This window comes from Microbacterium sp. JZ70 (assembly GCF_053903225.1).
Genome location: NZ_CP096405.1, coordinates 1,534,683 through 1,553,443, shown reverse-complemented (window position 1 = coordinate 1,553,443; position 18,761 = coordinate 1,534,683). Strand labels below are relative to the sequence as shown.

At 71.9% G+C, this 18,761-nt stretch carries 14 protein-coding genes; 6 read left to right on the top strand and 8 right to left on the bottom strand.

Annotated elements, in window-relative coordinates:
* Window position 1: 1 nt before the first annotated feature.
* On the bottom strand, window positions 2-511 hold the full coding sequence (locus M1D46_RS07035) for a phosphoribosyltransferase (protein WP_456287011.1): 510 nt from the start codon (window positions 509-511) through the stop codon (window positions 2-4).
* A gap of 84 nt (window positions 512-595) precedes the next feature.
* Window positions 596-1,378 carry an SDR family oxidoreductase gene (locus M1D46_RS07030; protein WP_324012083.1) on the bottom strand — a complete coding sequence of 261 codons (783 nt, stop codon included), beginning with the start codon at window positions 1,376-1,378 and terminating at the stop codon, window positions 596-598.
* Between the two features lie 196 nt (window positions 1,379-1,574).
* Between M1D46_RS07030 and M1D46_RS07025 the strand changes: the two genes are divergently transcribed.
* Together M1D46_RS07025 and metX are read left to right on the top strand one after the other, a co-directional pair.
* Complete coding sequence (locus tag M1D46_RS07025) at window positions 1,575-2,891, top strand: bifunctional o-acetylhomoserine/o-acetylserine sulfhydrylase (RefSeq protein ID WP_416383271.1); 1,317 nt, start codon at window positions 1,575-1,577, stop codon at window positions 2,889-2,891.
* A gap of 106 nt (window positions 2,892-2,997) precedes the next feature.
* Window positions 2,998-4,203 (top strand): homoserine O-acetyltransferase MetX, encoded by a 1,206-nt coding sequence (metX, locus tag M1D46_RS07020; RefSeq protein ID WP_271172284.1) that lies wholly within the window; start codon window positions 2,998-3,000, stop codon window positions 4,201-4,203.
* 6 nt (window positions 4,204-4,209) lie between these two features.
* Here the strand turns inward: metX and cds1 are convergent, their stop codons facing one another.
* The 5 genes from cds1 to M1D46_RS06995 all read right to left on the bottom strand — a co-directional run bounded on the left by cds1 (window position 4,210) and on the right by M1D46_RS06995 (window position 9,699).
* A complete protein-coding gene (gene cds1 / locus M1D46_RS07015; protein WP_456287010.1) occupies window positions 4,210-5,277 on the bottom strand; it encodes an L-cysteine desulfhydrase Cds1 in 1,068 nt (355 codons plus the stop codon).
* Between the two features lie 48 nt (window positions 5,278-5,325).
* The gene (locus tag M1D46_RS07010; RefSeq protein ID WP_282978263.1) at window positions 5,326-6,558 is read right to left on the bottom strand and encodes an MFS transporter; all 1,233 of its coding nucleotides are present in this window, start codon (window positions 6,556-6,558) and stop codon (window positions 5,326-5,328) included.
* A gap of 81 nt (window positions 6,559-6,639) precedes the next feature.
* On the bottom strand, window positions 6,640-6,951 hold the full coding sequence (locus M1D46_RS07005; RefSeq protein WP_456287009.1) for a thiamine-binding protein: 312 nt from the start codon (window positions 6,949-6,951) through the stop codon (window positions 6,640-6,642).
* A gap of 23 nt (window positions 6,952-6,974) precedes the next feature.
* Window positions 6,975-8,192 carry a hypothetical protein gene (locus M1D46_RS07000; protein ID WP_456287008.1) on the bottom strand — a complete coding sequence of 406 codons (1,218 nt, stop codon included), beginning with the start codon at window positions 8,190-8,192 and terminating at the stop codon, window positions 6,975-6,977.
* A gap of 604 nt (window positions 8,193-8,796) precedes the next feature.
* Window positions 8,797-9,699 (bottom strand): ADP-dependent NAD(P)H-hydrate dehydratase, encoded by a 903-nt coding sequence (locus M1D46_RS06995; protein ID WP_282978162.1) that lies wholly within the window; start codon window positions 9,697-9,699, stop codon window positions 8,797-8,799.
* 58 nt (window positions 9,700-9,757) lie between these two features.
* Here M1D46_RS06995 and M1D46_RS06990 point away from each other — a divergent pair, with 58 nt between their 5' ends.
* The 3 genes from M1D46_RS06990 (at window position 9,758) to M1D46_RS06980 (ending at window position 13,347) form a co-directional block, all read left to right on the top strand.
* A complete protein-coding gene (locus M1D46_RS06990) occupies window positions 9,758-10,849 on the top strand; it encodes an NADH:flavin oxidoreductase/NADH oxidase (RefSeq protein WP_456287007.1) in 1,092 nt (363 codons plus the stop codon).
* 114 nt (window positions 10,850-10,963) lie between these two features.
* Window positions 10,964-12,289, top strand: coding sequence for a hemolysin family protein (locus tag M1D46_RS06985; protein ID WP_324012093.1), 1,326 nt, complete (start codon window positions 10,964-10,966; stop codon window positions 12,287-12,289).
* Window positions 12,286-13,347 (top strand): hemolysin family protein, encoded by a 1,062-nt coding sequence (locus M1D46_RS06980; protein ID WP_456287006.1) that lies wholly within the window; start codon window positions 12,286-12,288, stop codon window positions 13,345-13,347. The genes M1D46_RS06985 and M1D46_RS06980 overlap by 4 nt, the downstream gene beginning before the upstream one ends.
* 22 nt (window positions 13,348-13,369) lie before the next feature.
* Here M1D46_RS06980 and guaB1 read toward each other — a convergent pair whose 3' ends face one another.
* A complete protein-coding gene (guaB1, locus tag M1D46_RS06975) occupies window positions 13,370-14,836 on the bottom strand; it encodes a GMP reductase (RefSeq protein ID WP_456287005.1) in 1,467 nt (488 codons plus the stop codon).
* A gap of 229 nt (window positions 14,837-15,065) precedes the next feature.
* On the opposite strand from guaB1, the gene M1D46_RS06970 reads away from it, so the two are divergent.
* Window positions 15,066-18,746, top strand: a complete 3,681-nt coding sequence (locus tag M1D46_RS06970) for a multifunctional oxoglutarate decarboxylase/oxoglutarate dehydrogenase thiamine pyrophosphate-binding subunit/dihydrolipoyllysine-residue succinyltransferase subunit (RefSeq protein ID WP_456287004.1) — start codon at window positions 15,066-15,068, stop codon at window positions 18,744-18,746.
* Window positions 18,747-18,761 lie beyond the last annotated feature (15 nt).

The window sequence follows — 18,761 nt, the reverse complement described above, 5'->3', positions numbered from 1 at the left end:
CTCACGCGGTCGGGGCGAGGCCGAGGTCCTCCTCGCGCACGGTGCCCCTGGCCGACCAGGGGAAGTCGATCCAGAGGTCGGTGTCCTTCCACGCGTAGTCGGGCTGGATGATCGTCGACGGCTTCGTGAAGATCGTGACCGACCGCACGTCGGCGCCCTTGTCGGAGAGCAGCTGGACGGCGAGTGCGAGCGTGCGCCCCGAGTCGGCGACGTCGTCGACGAGGAGCACGCGTCGCCCGTCGAGGTACTCCATGTCGAGTGCCGGCGGGAGCACCTCCGGCGCATCGAGGACGGTCCCGATGCCCGTGTAGAACTCGACGTTGATGGCGCCGCAGTTCTTCGCACCGAGGCCGTAGGCGATGGCGCCGGCGGGGAGGAGTCCGCCGCGCGCGATCGCGACGACGACCTCGGGCTCGAAGCCGCTGTCGAGGATCGTGCGGGCGAGATCGCGCGTCGCGGCGCCGAAGCCGTCCCAGGTGAGGACTTGGCGCTCGGTCGGAGTGTCGGTCACGGGCGTTCCTTTCGATCGTGTCTCAGTCGTCGCGCCTTCCCGGGCCGGAAAACCAAGGAAAACGAGACATGCGGATGGTGCGGATCAGCTCTCGCGGACGGCGAGAGGGCCGCGGTGCAGGAGATGGGCGGCCGCCTGGGCCACGGGCCGCACGGTCACGAGGTCGAGGTTCACATGCCCGGGCGCCTCGAGGGCGTACGCGATCACGTCGGCCACGTCCTCGGCGGAGAGCGGGCTGTCGACGCCCGCGTACACGGCCTCCGCCGCCTCCCGGTCGCCGCCGAGGCGCGTGAGCGAGAACTCCTCGGTGCGCACCATCCCCGGCGCGATCTCGATCACGCGCAGCGGCTCGCCGTTGAGCTCGAGCCGGAGGGCGTCGACGATCATCGACTCCCCGGCCTTCGCGGCGTTGTAGCCGGCACCACCGGGATACGCGCGCTGAGCAGCCGTCGACGTGACGAAGAGCAGGTCGGCGTGGCCCGCTCCCCCGCGCACCGCGTCGCGCAGCTGCGGCAGGAGAGCCCGCACGAGCCGCTGCGCGGACAGGACGTTCGCCTCGAACATCCACGTCCACTCGTCGGCGTCGCCGTCCTCGACGCGGTCGGTGCCGCGAGCGCCGCCCGCGACGTGCGCGAGCGCCTGCACGCCGCCGCTCGCGGCGAGATGCGCGGCCAGGGCGTCGACGTCGGCCTGCCGGGTGAGGTCGGCGGCGAACACGTCGGCGCCCGTCTCCGCGGCGAGCGCCTCGAGGCGCTCGGCCCGCCGGGCCACGCCCGTGACGTCCCATCCGCGCGAGCGCAGCAGGCGCACCGTCGCCGCGCCGATCCCCGAGCTCGCTCCCGTCACGACCGCACGCCTGTTCGCCATCCGTCCAGTATGCCGTCCCCGGCCGAGGGCGCACCGTGACGGCCTGTGACGAGCCGTGACGGCATGCGACGCGCGATATGACGCCGCGTGTCCCGTGCGTTGCCCGGGCACCGCGGGTTCCGTACTGTCGCAGTCATGCCCGAAGGCGGGCATCCCCGAGCAGATCCGACGACCATCCTTCGAGCAGGAGACACGCATGAGCGAGAACTGGCGCTTCGAGACCACGCAGATCCACGCCGGCGCGCAGCCCGACCCCGTGACCGGGGCCCGCGCGACGCCGATCTACAACACGACCTCGTACGTGTTCCGCGACGCGGACCACGCGAAGAACCTCTTCGCGCTCGCCGAGTTCGGCAACATCTACACGCGCCTGCAGAACCCGACGCAGGATGTCGTCGAGCAGCGCATCGCGGCGCTCGAGGGCGGCACGGGCGCGCTCCTCGTGGCGAGCGGCCAGGCCGCCGAGACCTTCGCCGTGCTCAACATCGCGCAGGCTGGCGACCACATCGTGTCCTCGAGCTCGATCTACGGCGGCACCTACAACCTCTTCAAGTACACGCTCGGCAAGCTGGGCATCGAGGTCACCTTCGTCGAGAACCAGGACGACCCCGAGCAGTGGCGCGCGGCGGTCCGCCCGAACACGAAGCTGTTCTTCGCGGAGACGATCGGCAACCCCGCCATCAACGTCCTCGACATCCGCACGGTCGCCGACATCGCCCACGAGAACGGCGTGCCGCTCATCGTGGACAACACGATCGCGACGCCGTACCTCATCCGCCCGTTCGAGCACGGCGCCGACATCGTCGTGCACTCCGCGACGAAGTTCCTCGGCGGACACGGCACGGTCCTCGGCGGTGCGATCGTCGACGGCGGCCGCTTCGCGTGGTCGCAGAACGTCGAGAGGTTCCCGGGTCTCACCGAGCCCGACCCGTCGTACCACGGCGCGAGCTACACGACCGCCGTGGGCGACGAGCTCGCGTACATCATCAAGGCGCGCGTGCAGCTGCTGCGCGACCTCGGCTCGGCCATCGCCCCGCAGAGCGCGTGGCAGCTCATCCAGGGCATCGAGACGCTGTCGCTGCGCATCGAGCGCCACGTGCAGAACGCCCAGGAGATCGCGGAGTGGCTCGAGAACCACCCCGACGTCGCGACGGTCAACTACGCGGGTCTCCCGTCGTCGCCCTGGTACGCGAACGCGAACCGCTACGCGCCGAAGGGCGTCGGCGCCGTGCTGTCGTTCGAGCTCAAGGGCGGCGTCGACGCGGGCCGCGCGTTCGTCAACTCGCTGGGCCTGTTCAGCCACCTCGCCAACATCGGCGACGTGCGCTCGCTCGTCATCCACCCCGCATCGACGACGCACTCGCAGCTCACCCCCGAGCAGCAGCTCACGAGCGGCGTGACGCCGGGACTCGTGCGCCTGTCGATCGGCCTCGAGAACGTCGACGACCTCAAGGCCGACCTCGAGCAGGCGCTCGTCGCGGCCCGCGAGACGGCGGCGGCCGCTCGGGCCTGACCCGCGAACACGATGGATGCCCCGGGCGCGCGCCCGGGGCATCCGCCGTATCCGGCGACGCGTAACAGTGGCGGGGGCGCCCCGCAGAGCACGGGAGAATGGACGGATGGACTGGCAGATCTCCGAGGACACGGTGCCGTCTGCTCCCGTCACGGAGGCCGACGCCCGCTCGATGGCCGGCCGTCCGCCCGCGACGGGAGCGTGGCTCGACGGCGATCCCGTGGGGGATCGCCGGTTCGCCGCGTTCGGACCGCTCACGACCGAGAGCGGCGCGGAGCTGCCCGGGTTCCGCCTCGCGTACGAGACGTGGGGCGAGCTGAGCCCCGCCCGCGACAACGCGGTGCTCATCCTGCACGCGCTGACCGGCGACAGCCATGTCCGCGGCCCCGCCGGCCCCGGGCATCCGACCGCGGGATGGTGGGACGCGCTCGTCGGGCCGGGTCTCGCGATCGACACCGACCGGTGGTTCGTCATCGCCCCGAACGTCCTCGGCGGATGTCAGGGCTCGACCGGGCCGGCGAGCATCCACCCCGACGGCGAGGCCTGGGGCTCGCGCTTCCCGTATCTCACCATCCGCGACCAGGTCGCCGCGCAGGTCCGACTCGCCGACGCCCTGGGCATCGACCGCTGGGCCGCCGTGATCGGCGGCTCGATGGGCGGCATGCACGCGCTCGAATGGGCCGTCGGGCTGCCCGACCGCGTCGAGCGGCTGGCCATCCTCTCCTCGCCCCCGATCAACACGGCCGACCAGATCGCCCTGAACTCCGTTCAGCTCGAGGCGATCGAGATCGATCCCCGGTTCGCGGGCGGCGACTACTACGACGCGGCACCCGGTGAGGGGCCGCACCGCGGTCTCGCGCTCGCCCGTCGGATGGCCCTGCTGAACTACCGCAGCCCCACCGAGCTCAATCAGCGGTTCCAGCGGTCGTGGCAGTCCGACGTCAGCCCCCTCGGCTTCGGCGGCCGCTTCGCGGTGGAGTCGTACCTCGACTTCCACGGCAACAAGTTCACGCGCCGCTTCGACGCGAACACGTACATCCGGCTCGTGGAGGCGATGGACTCGCACGACGTCGGCCGCGGCCGCGGCGGTGTCGAGGAGGCCCTGTCGGAGGTCACCGCGACGACGCTCGTGCTGGGGATCGACAGCGACCGGCTCTTCCCCGTCGACGGGCAGCACCGCATCGCGCGCAGCATCCCGAACACGCTCGACGGGCAGGAGTCGGTGGTGCTGCACAGCGACTTCGGCCACGACGGGTTCCTCATCGAGACCGAGGCCGTCGCCCACCACCTCGGCCGCCTGTTCGCGGCGTAGCGCGGGTCAGTCCCAGACGCCGGTCGCGAGGAAGCGGTCCATCCGCTCGCGGTGCGGCGCGAGGTCGTGCCCCTGCGCGGCGACCCACGCGTCGTCGTGGTACGTGTGGGCGTAGCGCGCGCCGCCGTCGCAGATGAGGGTGACGACGCTGCCCCGCTCCCCCGCCGCGATCATCCGCGCGATGATCTGGAACGCGCCGACGAGGTTGGTGCCGGTCGAGCCGCCCGCCCAGTGCAGCGTGCGCTCCCTGAGGAGGCGGATGGCCGCGAGCGACGCCGCGTCGGGGATCGGGAGCACCTCGTCGATCACTCCGGGGACGAACGACGGCTCGACGCGCGGGCGCCCGATGCCCTCGATGCGGCTCGGCATGCCCGTCGTGTGGTCGGAGCGCCCGGTGCGCCATCCGCCGTAGTACGCGGAGTTCTCCGGGTCGACGACCGCGATCCGGGTCGGATGGCGGCGGTAGCGCACATAGCGGCCGAACGTCGCGCTCGTGCCGCCGGTTCCCGCGCCCACGACGATCCACGCGGGGACGGGATAGCGCTCGGCGGCGAGCTGCTCGAACACGCTCTCGGCGATGTTGTTGTTGCCGCGCCAGTCGGTCGCGCGCTCGGCGTACGTGAACTGGTCGAGGTAGTACCCGCCGCTCTCCGCCGCGAGGCGCTCGGCCTCGGCGTACATGTCGCCGGGGACGTCGACGAAGTGACAGCGCCCTCCGTAGAACTCGATGAGCTCGATCTTCTCGGGGCTCGTCGCCCGCGGCACGACCGTCACGAAGTCGAGCCCGAGCATGCGCGCGAAGTACGCCTCCGACACGGCGGTCGATCCGCTCGACGCCTCGACGAGCGTCGTCCCCTCGTCGATGCGCCCGTTCACGAGCCCGTAGAGGATGAGCGACCGCGCGAGGCGGTGCTTGAGCGAGCCGGTCGGGTGCACGGACTCGTCCTTGAGGTACAGGTCGATGCCCCACTCCGGCGGAAGCGGGAAGACGTGCAGGTGCGTGTCGGCGCTGCGGTTCGCGCCGGCCTCGAGCAGGCGGATGGCGTCGCGCACCCAGGTGCATCGGTCGGTCACGCCTTCGACCCTACGCGGCGTCCTGCGCCGCGAGCGGATGGCCCGGGCTCAGACCGTGGGGATGGGCGAGGTGCCGGTGTCCTCCGAGGAGAAGGATGCGAGCATCCGCGCGTCGGAGCGCCGTTCGGCCGCGAAGGCGACGAGCGCGATCGCCATCCCAACGAGTGACAGGACGACGCCGACCCACACCGGGGCGACGTATCCCCATCCGGCGGCGATCACGGCGCCGCCGAGCGCCGCTCCGAGGCTGTTGCCGACATTGAGCGCCGAGTGGTTGAGGGCGGCGCCGATCGCCTGGTGATCGCGCGCGACATCGAGCAGGCGCAGCTGCACGGTCGGCGTGGCGGTCGCCGAGACGGTCGCGAAGACGAACAGGCCGATGACGAGCGCGACGGTGAGGTGGGCGACGACGCCGACGAGGGCCGACGCGCCGGCGAGCGCGAGCAGACCGTAGACGAGGGTGCGGCGCACGCTGATGTCGGCGAGCAGGCCGCCGAGCAGGTTGCCGATCGTCATGCCGAGCCCGATGGCGACGAGCGCGATCGACACGACCCACTCCTCCGCCCCGGCGACCTCGGTCACGAGGGTCGCGACGTAGCTGTACACCGCGAAGAACGCGCCGAAGCCGATCGACCCGATCGCGACCGTGAGCCAGACCTGGGGGATGCGGAAGATGCCGAGCTCGTGGCGGACCGTGCGACCCGCGTCGCCGGGCTGCGCAGGCACGAAGAAGGCGATCATGAGCAGGGCGAGCAGGAAGACCGCCCCGACGACGACGTAGGCGGCGCGCCATCCGAGCTGCTGACCGAGGAGCGTGCCGCCGGGCACGCCGACCACGTTGGCGATCATGAGGCCGCTCATGACGATCGAGATCGCGCGGCCGCGCTTCTCGGGGCCGAACAGGTCGGCCGCGACGACGGCGGCCATGCCGAAGTAGGCGCCGTGCGGCAGACCCGACAGGAAGCGCGAGAGGCCGACGAGCTCGAACGTCGGCATGATGACGGTGAGCGCGTTGAAGACGAGGAGCGCGAGGGCGAGGGCGATGAGCACGCGGTGCCGCGGGAACCGCGACACGAACGCCGCGATCGTCGGCGCTCCGATGACGACGCCGAGCGCGTAGAGGCTGATCAGCACGCCCGCCTGCGCGACGGCGTCCTCGGGGCTCGCGGCGTGGACGGCCGGCAGGAGGTCGCCCGCGATGCGCGGGAGGAGGCCCATCGAGACGAACTCGGTCATGCCGATGCCGAAGGCGCCGATGGCGAGCGAGAGGAGCGCCCACATCGCCGCACCCCTCGACGTGGTGGTCGAGGTGGTCACCAGGAGAGTCTACGGGCCGTGCGCGGCGCCGTTCTCACGGAAGCCTCAGTCCAGGTCGCCGATCGCACGTTTGAGGCGCTCGATCTTGCCGTCGATCTCGCCGTGGTAGCCCGGGCGGATGTCGGCCTTCAACACGAGGGAGACGCGGGAGCCGAACGGCATGACGGCCTCGGTCGCGCGGCGCACGACATCCATCACCTCGTCCCAGGTCTCGCCCTCGATCTCGGTGAACATCGACGTCGTGCGGTGCGCGAGGCCCGATTCGCGGACGACCTTGACGGCCGCGGCGACCGCGTCGTGCACGGAGCCGTCGGCGCTGCCGTCTCCCGAGGGAGCGACGGAGAAGGCGACGAGCATGGGATTCCCCTTTCGAAGGATGGTCAGGACTCCGCGAGCGCGACGGCGCGCGAGCGGACGCGGACGGGCACGCGCGCCACGCGCGCGACCGCCCAGACGAGGAGGACGACGAGCAGTGCGTTGCGCGCCGTCAGGACCGACACGGCGAACGGCTCGGCGAGCATGACCCCCATGTAGAGGAGGGGGTACACGAGCTGGGTGAGGAGCGCGCAGGCCAGCGCGAGGAGAGCCGGCCCCCGAGCACGTCGCCGATCGACGACGAGCCACAGCGCGATCGGCGCGATGAGCCAGTCGTGGAACTGAGGGGAGCCGACCTTGTTGAACACCATGAACGCGAGAACGAGCGCCAGCGCGAGCGGCGGCACGAGCGAGCGGTACGCGGCGCCCCGGCGCGCCTGGACGACGCCGAGCACCGCGATCGCGGCGACCGCGGCACCGAGCAGCGGGGTCATCGCGGCGATGACGGCATCGACCTGCGGTCCCGTCACCTGGAACGTGAGGATGTCGCGGTCGTAGAAGATCCACCAGTCCGGGATGTGCAGCGCGGCGCCCCAGAGGTAGAACGTGCTCACGGGCGCCTCGAGCTGCAGGCCGCGCCCCGTCTGCATCGTGACGAATCCGAGCAGGTGGGCCGCTCCCCCGCTCACCACGACGACCGCGACGACGAGGGCGGAGGCGACGGCGGCGCCGACGAGCACGGCCCCTCGGCGGCGCATCGCGACCACGGCCGTGGCCACGAGCGCAACCGGCCACACCTTGATCCAGGCGGCGGCCGTGAGGAGGGCGGAGGCGACGGTCGGCCGCGTCGCGAGGAGGAGCAGCCCGACGATCGCGATCGGCACCGTGATCGCGTCGAGCCGGAACATCCCGACCGGCCCGAGGAGGAGCGCGAAGCCGAGCCAGAACCACGCGGCCGTGCGGCGACCGCGTGATCGTCCGTCTCCGACGAGGAGCCAGAAGGCGACCGCGTCGCACAGCGTGACGAGGATCGCCCACGCGAGGTCGTATCCGCCGATCCCGGCGAGCGCGTGTGCGAGCAGCATCGGCGCGAGGGCCAGCTGCGGGTAGACCCACGCCTCGGTGACGCCGACGATGCCGTCGCCCGCGAGGGCGCGTGCCGACCACGGCTCGTACACGAGGTGGACGTCGCCCATCGGCTGGTTGGGCATCCACCACCCGGCCGCCGCGACCCAGACGTGCACGAGCGTGAAAGCGATCCACAGCAGCATCCGCCTCGGCACGCCCCCATCCTACGGACCGCCCCTCCGGCCATCCGCCCCCGTGCATGTCTCGAAAAGGCACGGTTTCGGCGCGCCAATCCCTACCCGGGTGAGACATGCCTGCCCGGGCCCGGTCGCATGTCTCGAAAAGGCACGGTTTCGGCGTGCCAATCCCCACCCGGGTGAGACATGCCGACCCGGGCCCGGCCGCATGTCTCGAAAAGGCACCGTTTCGGCGTGCCAATCCCTACCCGGGTGAGACATGCCGACCCGGGCCCGGCCGCATGTCTCGAAAAGGCACCCTTTCGGCGCGCCAATCCCTACCCGGGTGAGACATGCCGGCCCGGGCCCGACCGCATGTCTCGAAAAGACACCCTTTCGGCGTGCCAATCCCTGCACCGGTGAGACATGCCACGTCGGGCCCTGGGCGCACCCCGACCGCATGTCTCGAAAAGACACCCTTTCGGCATCCCTATCCCCACCCTGGTGAGACATGCCGGCTCCGCCCGGTCGCCGCCCGGCCGCCACCCCGGCGCCCGCCCCGCCCCGGCCGCCGCCCGGCCGCCACCCCGCCGCAACCCCCGCACCAGCCCCAGCACCAGCCCCCGAACACGCCCGCGCCGACTCAGGCGGCGAGCGCGGCGGCGAAGGCGGCCGGAAGCGCCTCGGCCACGTCGATCGCGGCGATCGGATGGCCGCGGCCGGAGGCGATGCGTCCGGCGGTCCCATGGAGCCAGGCAGCGGTCGCGGCGATCGGGCCGAGCTCCTCGACGTCGAGCTCGCGCCCCGCGACGCGGGCGGCCGCCGCTGCTCCCGCGAGCAGAGCGCCCGCCGCTCCGGCCAGGACGTCGCCCGTGCCCGCCGACGCGAGCCAGGGCGTGCCGGAGCGGACGACCGTCCACCAGCCTCCCGGCGTCGCCACGATCGTCGCGGCGCCCTTGAGGAGCACGACGCCGCCGAGCGCGACCGCGGTCTCGCGGACGACGAGCACGCGCTCTCGGAACGGGCCGCTCAGGCGCGGGGCGAGCGGATCCTCCTCGACGTCGTCGATGCCGAAGCCGAGCGGAATGCGCACCTCGCGCAGCTCCCCCTCGTGCGGCGTCACGATGAGCGGGCCCGTGGCCTCCGCCGCGAGGTCGAGCGCCCCCGCGTCGACGACGACGGGCAGCGGCCGGTCGCGCAGGATGCCGCGCAGCAGCCGCGTCTCATCCTCGCCGCGTCCGCGCGCGTCCACACCGGAGCCGATGACCCAGGCGTCGGCGCGCCCCGCGCCGAGCACGGTCTCGGGTCGGCGCTGCAGCACGAGGCCCGCGACGTCCTCGGGTCCGTCCCACCGGACCATCCCGACGCCCGCGCGCCACGCGCCCTCCGTCGAGAGCACCGCCGCGCCCGGGTACGCGAGCGACCCCGTGCGCAGGGCGACGACGCCTCGGGAATACTTGTGGTCGTCTGCGGTTGGCACTCGCAGGACGCGGACCGCGTCCTGGGCGGTCCACTCATCCGAGTGCCATGCGTGTCCTCCCGGCATGCCGCCACCCTACTCGCGCTGTGCGCGGCGCCGACGAGCGCCGCCGGATCGGAGCACTGTGAGCCAGCTGTTCAGCCCCCTGACCGTCCGCGAGACGACGTTCCGCAACCGCCTGTGGGTGTCGCCGATGTGCATGTACAGCGCCGAGGACGGCGTCGTGAACGACTGGCACCACGTGCACCTCGCGCAGTTCGCATCGGGCGGCGCGGGCCTGGTCATGAGCGAGGCCGCGGCCGTCTCGCCCGAGGGCCGGATCTCGCCGCGCGACGCGGGCATCTGGAACGACGCCCAGCGCGACGCGTGGGCCGAGGTCGTCGCCGCGATCCACGCGCGCGGCGCGCTCGCGGCCGTGCAGCTCGCGCACGCGGGTCGCATGGGCTCGACCTGGTGGCCGTTCGCCGACGCGGAGGGCAGCGTTCCGATCGAGGAGGGCGGATGGCCCACGGTCGCCCCGTCTCCGGTCGCGTTCGACGGCTACGCGGTCCCGCAGGAGCTCGACGAGGCGGGCATCGCACAGGTGATCTCGGACTTCCGCGCCGCCGCCCGGCGCGCCCTCGATGCCGGCTTCGACGTCGTCGAGGTGCACGCGGCGCACGGCTACCTCCTGCACGAGTTCCTCTCGCCGCTGTCGAATCAGCGCACGGACGGATGGGGCGGCTCGCCGGAGGGCCGGGCACGGCTCCTGCTCGAGGTCGTCCGCGCCGTGCGCGCCGAGGTGGGCGACGGCGTGCCCGTCCTCGTGCGCTTCTCCGCGACGGACTGGGCCCCGGGCGGGCTCGAGGTCGAGGACGTCGCGACCGCGGCGACCTGGGCGCACGAGGCCGGCGCCGACCTCTTCGACATCTCCACCGGGGGTCTCGTGCGCCACCAGCGCATCGAGCCGGGACCGGGCTACCAGGTTCCGCACGCCGCCCGCATCCGCGAGCTCACGGGCTTCCCCACGGCGGCCGTGGGGATCATCACGTCGGGAGAGCAGGCCGAGGAGGTGCTCGCCGAAGGCGCAGCCGACGCCGTCTTCGCGGGCCGCGAGTTCCTGCGGGATCCGCACTTCGCGCTCCGTGCGGCGGCCGAGCTCGGCGAGCCGGCCGACGCGCTGTGGCCGCCGCAGTACCTGCGCGCGCACCGCGAGCGCGTGGCGGCACGACGCTGAGCGAGACGCGCGTCCAGAGGCGTGCCGTATCATGAGCGGCACGATGGACGACCCTCCGAGTTACAGACGATCGCCCCACTGCCCGCCCTCCGAGCCCCTCGGAGGTGACGAATGATGGATTACGTCTTCCTGGGCGTGGGGCTCATCCTGACGATCGGAACCGGTCTGTTCGTCGCGAGCGAGTTCGCGCTCGTGAACCTCGACCGCGCCGAGCTCGAGGCGCGCCAGTCGCGCGGCGAGAGCCGCCTGTCGCTCACGATCCGCGCGCTGCGGCACACCTCGACGCACCTGTCGAGCGCCCAGCTCGGCATCACGCTGACGACCCTGCTCACGGGCTACACGCTCGAGCCCGCGTTCTCGAACCTCCTGCGGCCGGTCCTCCTCGGCTGGGGCGTCGCCGAGCCGGCCGTCGCGCCCATCGCGACCGTCGTGGCGATGGCCGTCGCGACCATCCTCTCGATGATCCTGGGCGAGCTCGTGCCGAAGAACTTCGCGCTCGCGCTGCCGCTGGCCACGGCCAAGGTGGTCGCGCCGTTCCAGATCGCGTTCACCGCCGTGTTCCGGCCCGTGATCGCCCTGCTGAACGGCAGCGCCAACGCCGTGCTGCGGGCGATGGGCATCGAGCCCAAGGAGGAGCTCTCGGGCGCCCGCTCGGCCGAGGAGCTCTCGAGCCTCGTGCGGCGCTCCGCTCTCGCGGGCGTCCTCGAGGAGGACACCGCGACCCTGCTCGACCGGAGCCTCACGTTCGCGCGACTCAGCGCAGGCGACGTCATGACGCCGCGGCCGCGCGTCCACGCGGTCGCGGCCGGCGACTCCGCCGACGAGGTGATCCAGCTCGCGCGGCAGACCGGGCACAGCCGGTTCCCCGTGTACGACGAGTCGATGGACGACATCGTCGGCATCGTGCACCTCAAGGCCGCGGTCAGCGTTCCGCGCGAGCGGCGAGGCGACGTGCCGGCGGCCGCCCTCGCGAACGAGCCGCTGCGCGTTCCCGAGACCGTGCACCTCGACGCCCTCATCGCCGAGCTCCGGGTCGGCGGCTACCAGATGGCCGTCGTCGTCGACGAGTACGGCGGCACGGCGGGCGTCGTGACCCTCGAGGACCTCGTCGAGGAGATCGTCGGCGAGGTGTCCGACGAGCACGACCGCCGCCCCGCGGGGGTCGTGCGCCACCGCGACTCGGTGACCTTCCCCGGTCAGCTCCGCCCCGACGAGCTGCGCGACCGCGCAGCCGTCGAGGTGCCGGAGGACGACGCGTACGACACGGTCGGCGGATTCATCATGAGCGTGCTCGAGCGCGTGCCCGTCGTCGGAGACGCCGTCCGCGTCGACGACGGCACGCTCACGGTGGAGCGGATGGACGGGCGCCGCGTCGACCGCGTGCGCTTCACCCCCGACCCGCTCCCCGAGGGCGCTGAGGACGAGGAGGGCCGGCGATGAGCGACTGGGCCGGACTGGCATGGCTCGTGGTGCTGCTGCTCGCGAACGCCTTCTTCGTCGGCGCCGAGTTCGCCGTCATCTCGGCGCGGCGCTCGCAGATCGAGCCGCTCGCCGAGAAGGGCTCGCGCGCGGCGCGCACCGCGCTGTTCGCGATGGAGCACGCGACGCTCATGCTCGCGACCTCGCAGCTGGGCATCACGATCTGCTCGCTGCTCATCCTGAACGTCTCGGAGCCGGCGCTGCACCACCTCCTCGCGGTGCCGCTCGGACTCACCGGGATGGCCGAGGCGGCCGTCGACACGATCGCGTTCGTGATCGCGCTCGTGTTCGTCTCCTACCTGCACGTCGTGTTCGGCGAGATGGTCGCCAAGAACATCGCGTTCTCGGTTCCCGACCGCGCCGTGCTCCTGCTCGCGCCCCCGCTCGTGTGGGTGTCGAAGGTCTTCCACCCCGTGATCTGGGCCCTGAACTGGCTCGCGAACGCGGTGCTGCGCCTCTTCGGCGTCGAGCCGAAGAACGAGGCCGCATCGACCTTCACCCTCGACGAGGTCGCCACGATCGTCGCGCAGTCGCGCCGTGAGGGCGTCCTCGACGACAGCGCCGGCACGGTCGCGGCCGCGGTGGAGTTCACCGACAAGAAGGCGAAGGATGTCGCGGTGCCGCTCGCGCGGATCGTGACGCTTCCCGAGCAGGTCACGCCCGACGAGGTCGAGCGCGCGGTCGCGAAGCACGGCTACTCGCGGTACGTGATCGTCGACGACGCGGGCGATCCGGTCGGATACGTCCACCTCAAGGACATCCTCCGCGCCGCGAACGGCGACGACCCGGATGAGAAGGCCGCGCGGCCCATCCCGCCCAAGCGGATCCACGCGATGGTGCCGGTGCAGGAGACGACCGACCTCGAGGACGCGCTGGCGATCATGCGCCGCGCCGGGCGCCACCTGGCCCGGGTGCGCGACGCCGAGGGCACGACGACAGCCGTGCTCTTCCTCGAGGACATCATCGAGGAGCTCGTGGGCGAGGTCCACGACGCGACCGAGCGCTCCCGCCGGCGCTGACGCGACGCCCCGGCGCTCCCCGTCACCAGCTGACGGGGAGCGCCTTCCCCTCCTCGTAGCCCGCCGCGGACTGCAGGCCGACGCGGGCGCGGTCGTGGAACTCCGCCACGGTCGCGGCGCCCGCATACGTGAACGACGAGCGCACGCCCGAGGTGATCATGTCGACGAGGTCCTCGACGCTCGGGCGGAGCGGGTCGAGGTAGATGCGCGACGACGAGATCCCCTCGGCGAACAGCTCCTTGCGTGCACGCTCGTAAGCGTCGAGTCGGCCGAAGCGCTCCTGCACGGCCTTCGTCGAGGCCATCCCCCATGACTCCTTGAAGATGCGGCCGTCGGCGTCCGTCTGCAGCGAGCCCGGCGCCTCGATGGTGCCGGCGAACCACGAGCCGATCATGACGCTCGCAGCGCCCGCCGCGAGCGCGAGCGCGACGTCGCGCGGGTAGCGGACGCCGCCATCCGCCCACACGTGCGCGCCGAGGTCGCGTGCGGCCTCGGCCGTCTCGAGCACGGCCGAGAACTGGGGCCGCCCGACGGCGGTCATCATGCGGGTCGTGCACATCGCGCCGGGGCCCACGCCGACCTTGAGGATCGACGCGCCGGCAGCCACGAGGTCGCGGACGCCGTCGGCCGTGACGATGTTGCCGGCCACGACCGGGATGCCGAGGCCCAGGCCCGCGACGACGCCGAGCGCGCGCAGCATCCCCTCCTGATGCCCGTGCGCGGTGTCGACCACGAGCACGTCGACGCCCGCCGCCGCGAGCGCCCGGGCCTTCGCCTCGACGTCGCCGTTGATGCCGATCGCCGCGGCGACGACGAGGCGGCCGCCGGCGTCGACCGCGGGGCGGTAGAGCGTCGACCGGAGGGCGCTGCGGCGCGTCGCGGTGCCCACGAGCCGGCCCTTGCGCACGACCGTCATCATCTCGACATCGGCGTCCACGAGCAGGTCGAACGCATGCCGTGCGTCGGTGACGTCGTCGGCGTCGATCGACGGCACGGGGCCGCGCACGAGGTCGCCGAGCGCGGCGTCGGGAAGCGCGGTCGCGAGCCGAGACGCCGGCAGCATGCCGCGGATGTCGGACACGTGCGGGAGTTCGCCATCCGCTCCCTCGCCGCGACCGACGACGATGCCGTGCCCCTCGAGCGGCGGCAGCACGCGACGCGCCTCCTCGACCGTCGTCTCCGCCGCGAGGATGAGCGGCGTGTCCCAGTGCACCGGCTGCCGCTTCACCCAGCGGATGGCCGCATCGAGGGCCTGAAGGGGCATGTCCTGCGGGAGCACGCCGAGCCCGCCGCGGCGCGCGAGGGCCGCCGCGAGCCGCGGGCCCGTCACGGAGTTCATGTTGCTCGACACGAGCGGGATGGTCGCGGTCGTGCCGTCACCCGGCGCGAGGTCGACCTGGAGGCGGCTCGTGATCGCCGATCTGCGCGGCGCGAGGAAGACGTCCGAGTAGGTGAGATCGACCGTCGGGGGCTCGCCGATGAATTCCATGTCGCCCACGGTAGCGCCGCCCTCTCGGAACGCGGCGGCGCGCGACTGTGCGTGCCATCAGAGCGCGTCGCCTCAGGGCGTTCCGCGCGGCGAGTGGGCTAGGCTGGATGCCTGAACGCACGCGCATCGTCCCGGTGCGAAGAGACCGCCTCGGGAGGTCCGGTTCGGGGGTTTTCCGCATCGGAGCATGCGTGCCATCGATTCAGGGACGAAAGTGGGCGATCCTGCCGTGTCAAGCCGTGTGACGGGCGTCGGTACCTCGAGCGAAGACGAGTTCGGTGCCAACGAGTGGCTCGTCGAAGAGCTCTATGAGCAGTTCAAGGTCGACCGCAACGCGGTCGACAGGGAATGGTGGCCGATCCTCGAGGCGTACGGCGCAGGCGCCGGCGCGCCCGCGGCTCCGGCCGCTCCGACCGCGACGCCCTCGGGCGGCCCCGCGCATCCGCCGACGGCGCCGATCCCCGTCGTCGGGCAGCAGCCGGTCGCGCGCACGACGGCGCGCCCCGCGGCGCCCGCGCCCATCCCGGCCGACCAGCCCGTCTCGAAGCCCGCGAACGGCGACGACCAGCGCGAGGCCGAGGAGGACAGGGTCACCGTCCTCAAGGGAATGACCAAGACGCTCGCGAAGAACATGGACGAGTCGCTGACCGTCCCGACCGCGACGAGCGTGCGGACCATCCCCGCGAAGCTGATGATCGACAACCGGATCGTCATCAACAACCACATGGCGCGTGCACGCGGCGGCAAGGTGAGCTTCACGCACCTCATCGGGTGGGCGCTCATCCGCGCGCTCAAGGAGTTCCCGAGCCAGAACGTCTTCTACGCCGAGATCGACGGCAAGCCGTCGGTCGTCGCCCCCGCGCACATCAACCTGGGCATCGCGATCGACCTGCCCAAGCCCGACGGCTCCCGCGCCCTCATGGTGCCGAGCATCAAGAAGGCCGACACGCTGACCTTCAACGAGTACCTCGCCGCCTACGAGGACCTCGTCAAGCGCGCTCGCGCGACCAAGCTCACCGCGGCCGACTTCGCGGGCACGACGATCTCGCTCACGAACCCCGGCGGCATCGGCACCGTCCACTCGGTGCCCCGCCTCATGAAGGGCCAGGGCTGCATCATCGGCGCGGGCGCCCTCGAGTACCCGGCCGAGTTCCAGGGCGCGAGCCCGAAGACGCTCAACGAGCTCGCGATCGGCAAGACGATCACCCTCACGAGCACCTACGACCACCGGGTCATCCAGGGCGCCGGGTCGGGCGAGTTCCTCAAGAAGGTGCACGAGCTGCTGCTCGGCGAGCGCGACTTCTACGAGGAGATCTTCGCGGCCCTGCGCATCCCCTACGCGCCGATCCACTGGAACCCCGACGTCGCCGTCGACCTCTCCGAGCGCATCGACAAGACCGCGCGCGTGCAGGAGATCATCAACTCCTACCGGGTGCGCGGCCACCTCATGGCCGACGTCGACCCGCTCGAGTACGTCCAGCGCGAGCACCACGACCTCGACATCGAGTCGCACGGGCTGTCGTTCTGGGATCTCGACCGCGAGTTCGTCACGAACGGCTTCGGCGGCAAGCGCCAGATGAAGCTGCGCGACGTGCTCGGCGTGCTGCGCGACACGTACTGCCGCACCGTCGGCATCGAGTACATGCACATCGCCGACCACGAGCAGCGCGAGTGGTTCCAGCAGAAGCTCGAGGTCAAGTACGTCAAGCCGGACCACGACGAGCAGCTGCGCATCCTCCGCAAGCTCAACGAGGCCGAGGCGTTCGAGACCTTCCTCCAGACGAAGTACGTCGGCCAGAAGCGCTTCTCGCTCGAGGGCGGCGAGTCGCTCATCCCGCTCCTCGACCGCATCCTGCAGGGCGCGGCCGACGGCGGGCTCGAGGGCGCCGCGATCGGCATGCCGCACCGCGGCCGCCTCAACGTGCTGACGAACATCGCCGGCAAGGCGTACGGCGAGGTCTTCCAGGAGTTCGAGGGCGCCCTGCCCGGCAACAAGCGCGGCTCGGGCGACGTCAAGTACCACCTCGGCACCCAGGGCACCTTCACGTCGGACGGCGGCTCCTCGCTCGAGGTGCTCCTCGCCGCGAACCCGTCGCACCTCGAGACCGTCGACGGCGTGCTCGAGGGCATCGCGCGCGCCAAGCAGGACCGCGGCCCGATCGCGTCGTTCTCGTGGCTGCCCGTCCTCATCCACGGCGACGCGGCCTTCGCGGGCCAGGGCGTCGTCGTCGAGACCCTTCAGATGTCGCAGCTGCGCGGCTACCGGACCGGCGGCACGGTGCACATCATCGTGAACAACCAGGTCGGCTTCACCACGCTGCCGCAGGACTCGCGGACCTCGTACTACGCGAGCGACGCGGCCAAGACCATCCAGGCGCCGATCCTCCACGTGAACGGCGACGACCCGGAAGCGGTCGTGCGCGCCGCGGAGCTCGCCTTCGAGTACCGCGAGCGCTTCCACCGCGACATCGTCATCGACCTCGTCTGCTACCGCCGCCGCGGGCACAACGAGGGCGACGACCCGTCGATGACGCAGCCGCTCATGACCGACCTCATCGAGGCGAAGCGCTCCGTGCGCCGCCTGTACACCGAAGCCCTCGTCGGCCGCGGCGACATCACCGAGGAGGAGTACGAGCAGGCGAAGGCCGACTTCCAGAACCGCCTCGAGGTCGCGTTCGCCGAGACGCACGCGGTCGAGACGGGGGCGAACCCCGTCGTCACGCCCGAGGTCGAGCAGGACCCGGTCGTCGGGGAGCCCGACGTCACCGGCGTCCCGGTCGAGGTGATCCACCAGATCGGCGATGCGCACGCGAACAAGCCCGAGGGCTTCACGGTGCATCAGAAGCTGCAGCAGCTGCTCGACAAGCGCGTGCAGATGAGCCGCGAGGGCAAGATCGACTGGGCGTTCGGCGAGCTCCTCGCGTTCGGATCGCTCCTGCTCGAGGGCACGAACGTCCGCCTCGCGGGCCAGGACTCGCGTCGCGGCACGTTCGTGCAGCGCCACGCGGCGTTCCACGACCGCGTGAACGGCCAGGAGTGGCTGCCGCTCGTCAACCTCTCGGAGAGCCAGGGCCGCTTCTGGGTGTACGACTCGCTCCTGAGCGAGTACGCGGCGCTCGCGTACGAGTACGGCTACTCGGTCGAGGCCGAGGAGGCGCTCGTTCTCTGGGAGGCGCAGTTCGGCGACTTCGTCAACGGCGCGCAGTCGGTGATCGACGAGTACGTCTCGTCGGCCGAGCAGAAGTGGGGCCAGGAGTCGGGTGTCGTGCTCCTCCTCCCCCACGGGTACGAGGGCCAGGGCCCCGACCACTCGTCGGCGCGCATCGAGCGCTTCCTGCAGCTGTGCGCGCAGGACAACATGACGGTCGCGCGTCCGTCGACGCCCGCGTCGTACTTCCACCTCCTCCGCCGCCAGGCGTACGCGCGGCCGCGCAAGCCGCTCATCGTCTTCACGCCGAAGGCCATGCTGCGTCTGCGCGGGGCGACGAGCGAGATCCAGGACTTCACGCAGGGCCGCTTCCAGCCGGTTCTCGCCGACGACCGCCCGATCGACAAGGCGGGCGTCACGAAGGTGCTCCTGCACTCGGGCAAGATCCACTGGGATCTCCGCGGCGAGCTCGAGAAGAACCCCAACCCGTCGATCGCGCTCGTGCGCCTCGAGCAGTTCTACCCGGCGCCCGTCGAGGCGCTGCAGGCCGTGCTCGCGGAGTACCCGAACGCGGAGATCGTCTGGGTCCAGGACGAGCCCGAGAACCAGGGCGCGTGGCCGTTCATCTCGCTCGAGGTCGCCGGCCGTCTCGGCCGCACGATCTCGGTCGTCTCGCGCCCGGCAGCCGCCGCGCCGTCGACCGGGTCCTCGAAGATCCACGCGGTCGAGCAGGCCGAGCTGATGGGCCGCGCGCTGGCCTGATCCGCACGACGAAGC

What these genes read in the sequence shown, in the direction of transcription:
- M1D46_RS07030 (WP_324012083.1), bottom strand. Translation starts at nt 1,378, where the DNA reads ATGGCGAACAGGCGTGCGGTCGTGACGGGAGCGAGCTCGGGGATCGGC.
- M1D46_RS07025 (WP_416383271.1), top strand. Translation starts at nt 1,575, where the DNA reads ATGAGCGAGAACTGGCGCTTCGAGACCACGCAGATCCACGCCGGCGCG.
- metX (WP_271172284.1), top strand. Translation starts at nt 2,998, where the DNA reads ATGGACTGGCAGATCTCCGAGGACACGGTGCCGTCTGCTCCCGTCACG.
- M1D46_RS07010 (WP_282978263.1), bottom strand. Translation starts at nt 6,558, where the DNA reads ATGTGGGCGCTCCTCTCGCTCGCCATCGGCGCCTTCGGCATCGGCATG.
- M1D46_RS07005 (WP_456287009.1), bottom strand. Translation starts at nt 6,951, where the DNA reads ATGCTCGTCGCCTTCTCCGTCGCTCCCTCGGGAGACGGCAGCGCCGAC.
- M1D46_RS06995 (WP_282978162.1), bottom strand. Translation starts at nt 9,699, where the DNA reads ATGCCGGGAGGACACGCATGGCACTCGGATGAGTGGACCGCCCAGGAC.
- M1D46_RS06985 (WP_324012093.1), top strand. Translation starts at nt 10,964, where the DNA reads ATGGATTACGTCTTCCTGGGCGTGGGGCTCATCCTGACGATCGGAACC.
- M1D46_RS06980 (WP_456287006.1), top strand. Translation starts at nt 12,286, where the DNA reads ATGAGCGACTGGGCCGGACTGGCATGGCTCGTGGTGCTGCTGCTCGCG.
- guaB1 (WP_456287005.1), bottom strand. Translation starts at nt 14,836, where the DNA reads ATGGAATTCATCGGCGAGCCCCCGACGGTCGATCTCACCTACTCGGAC.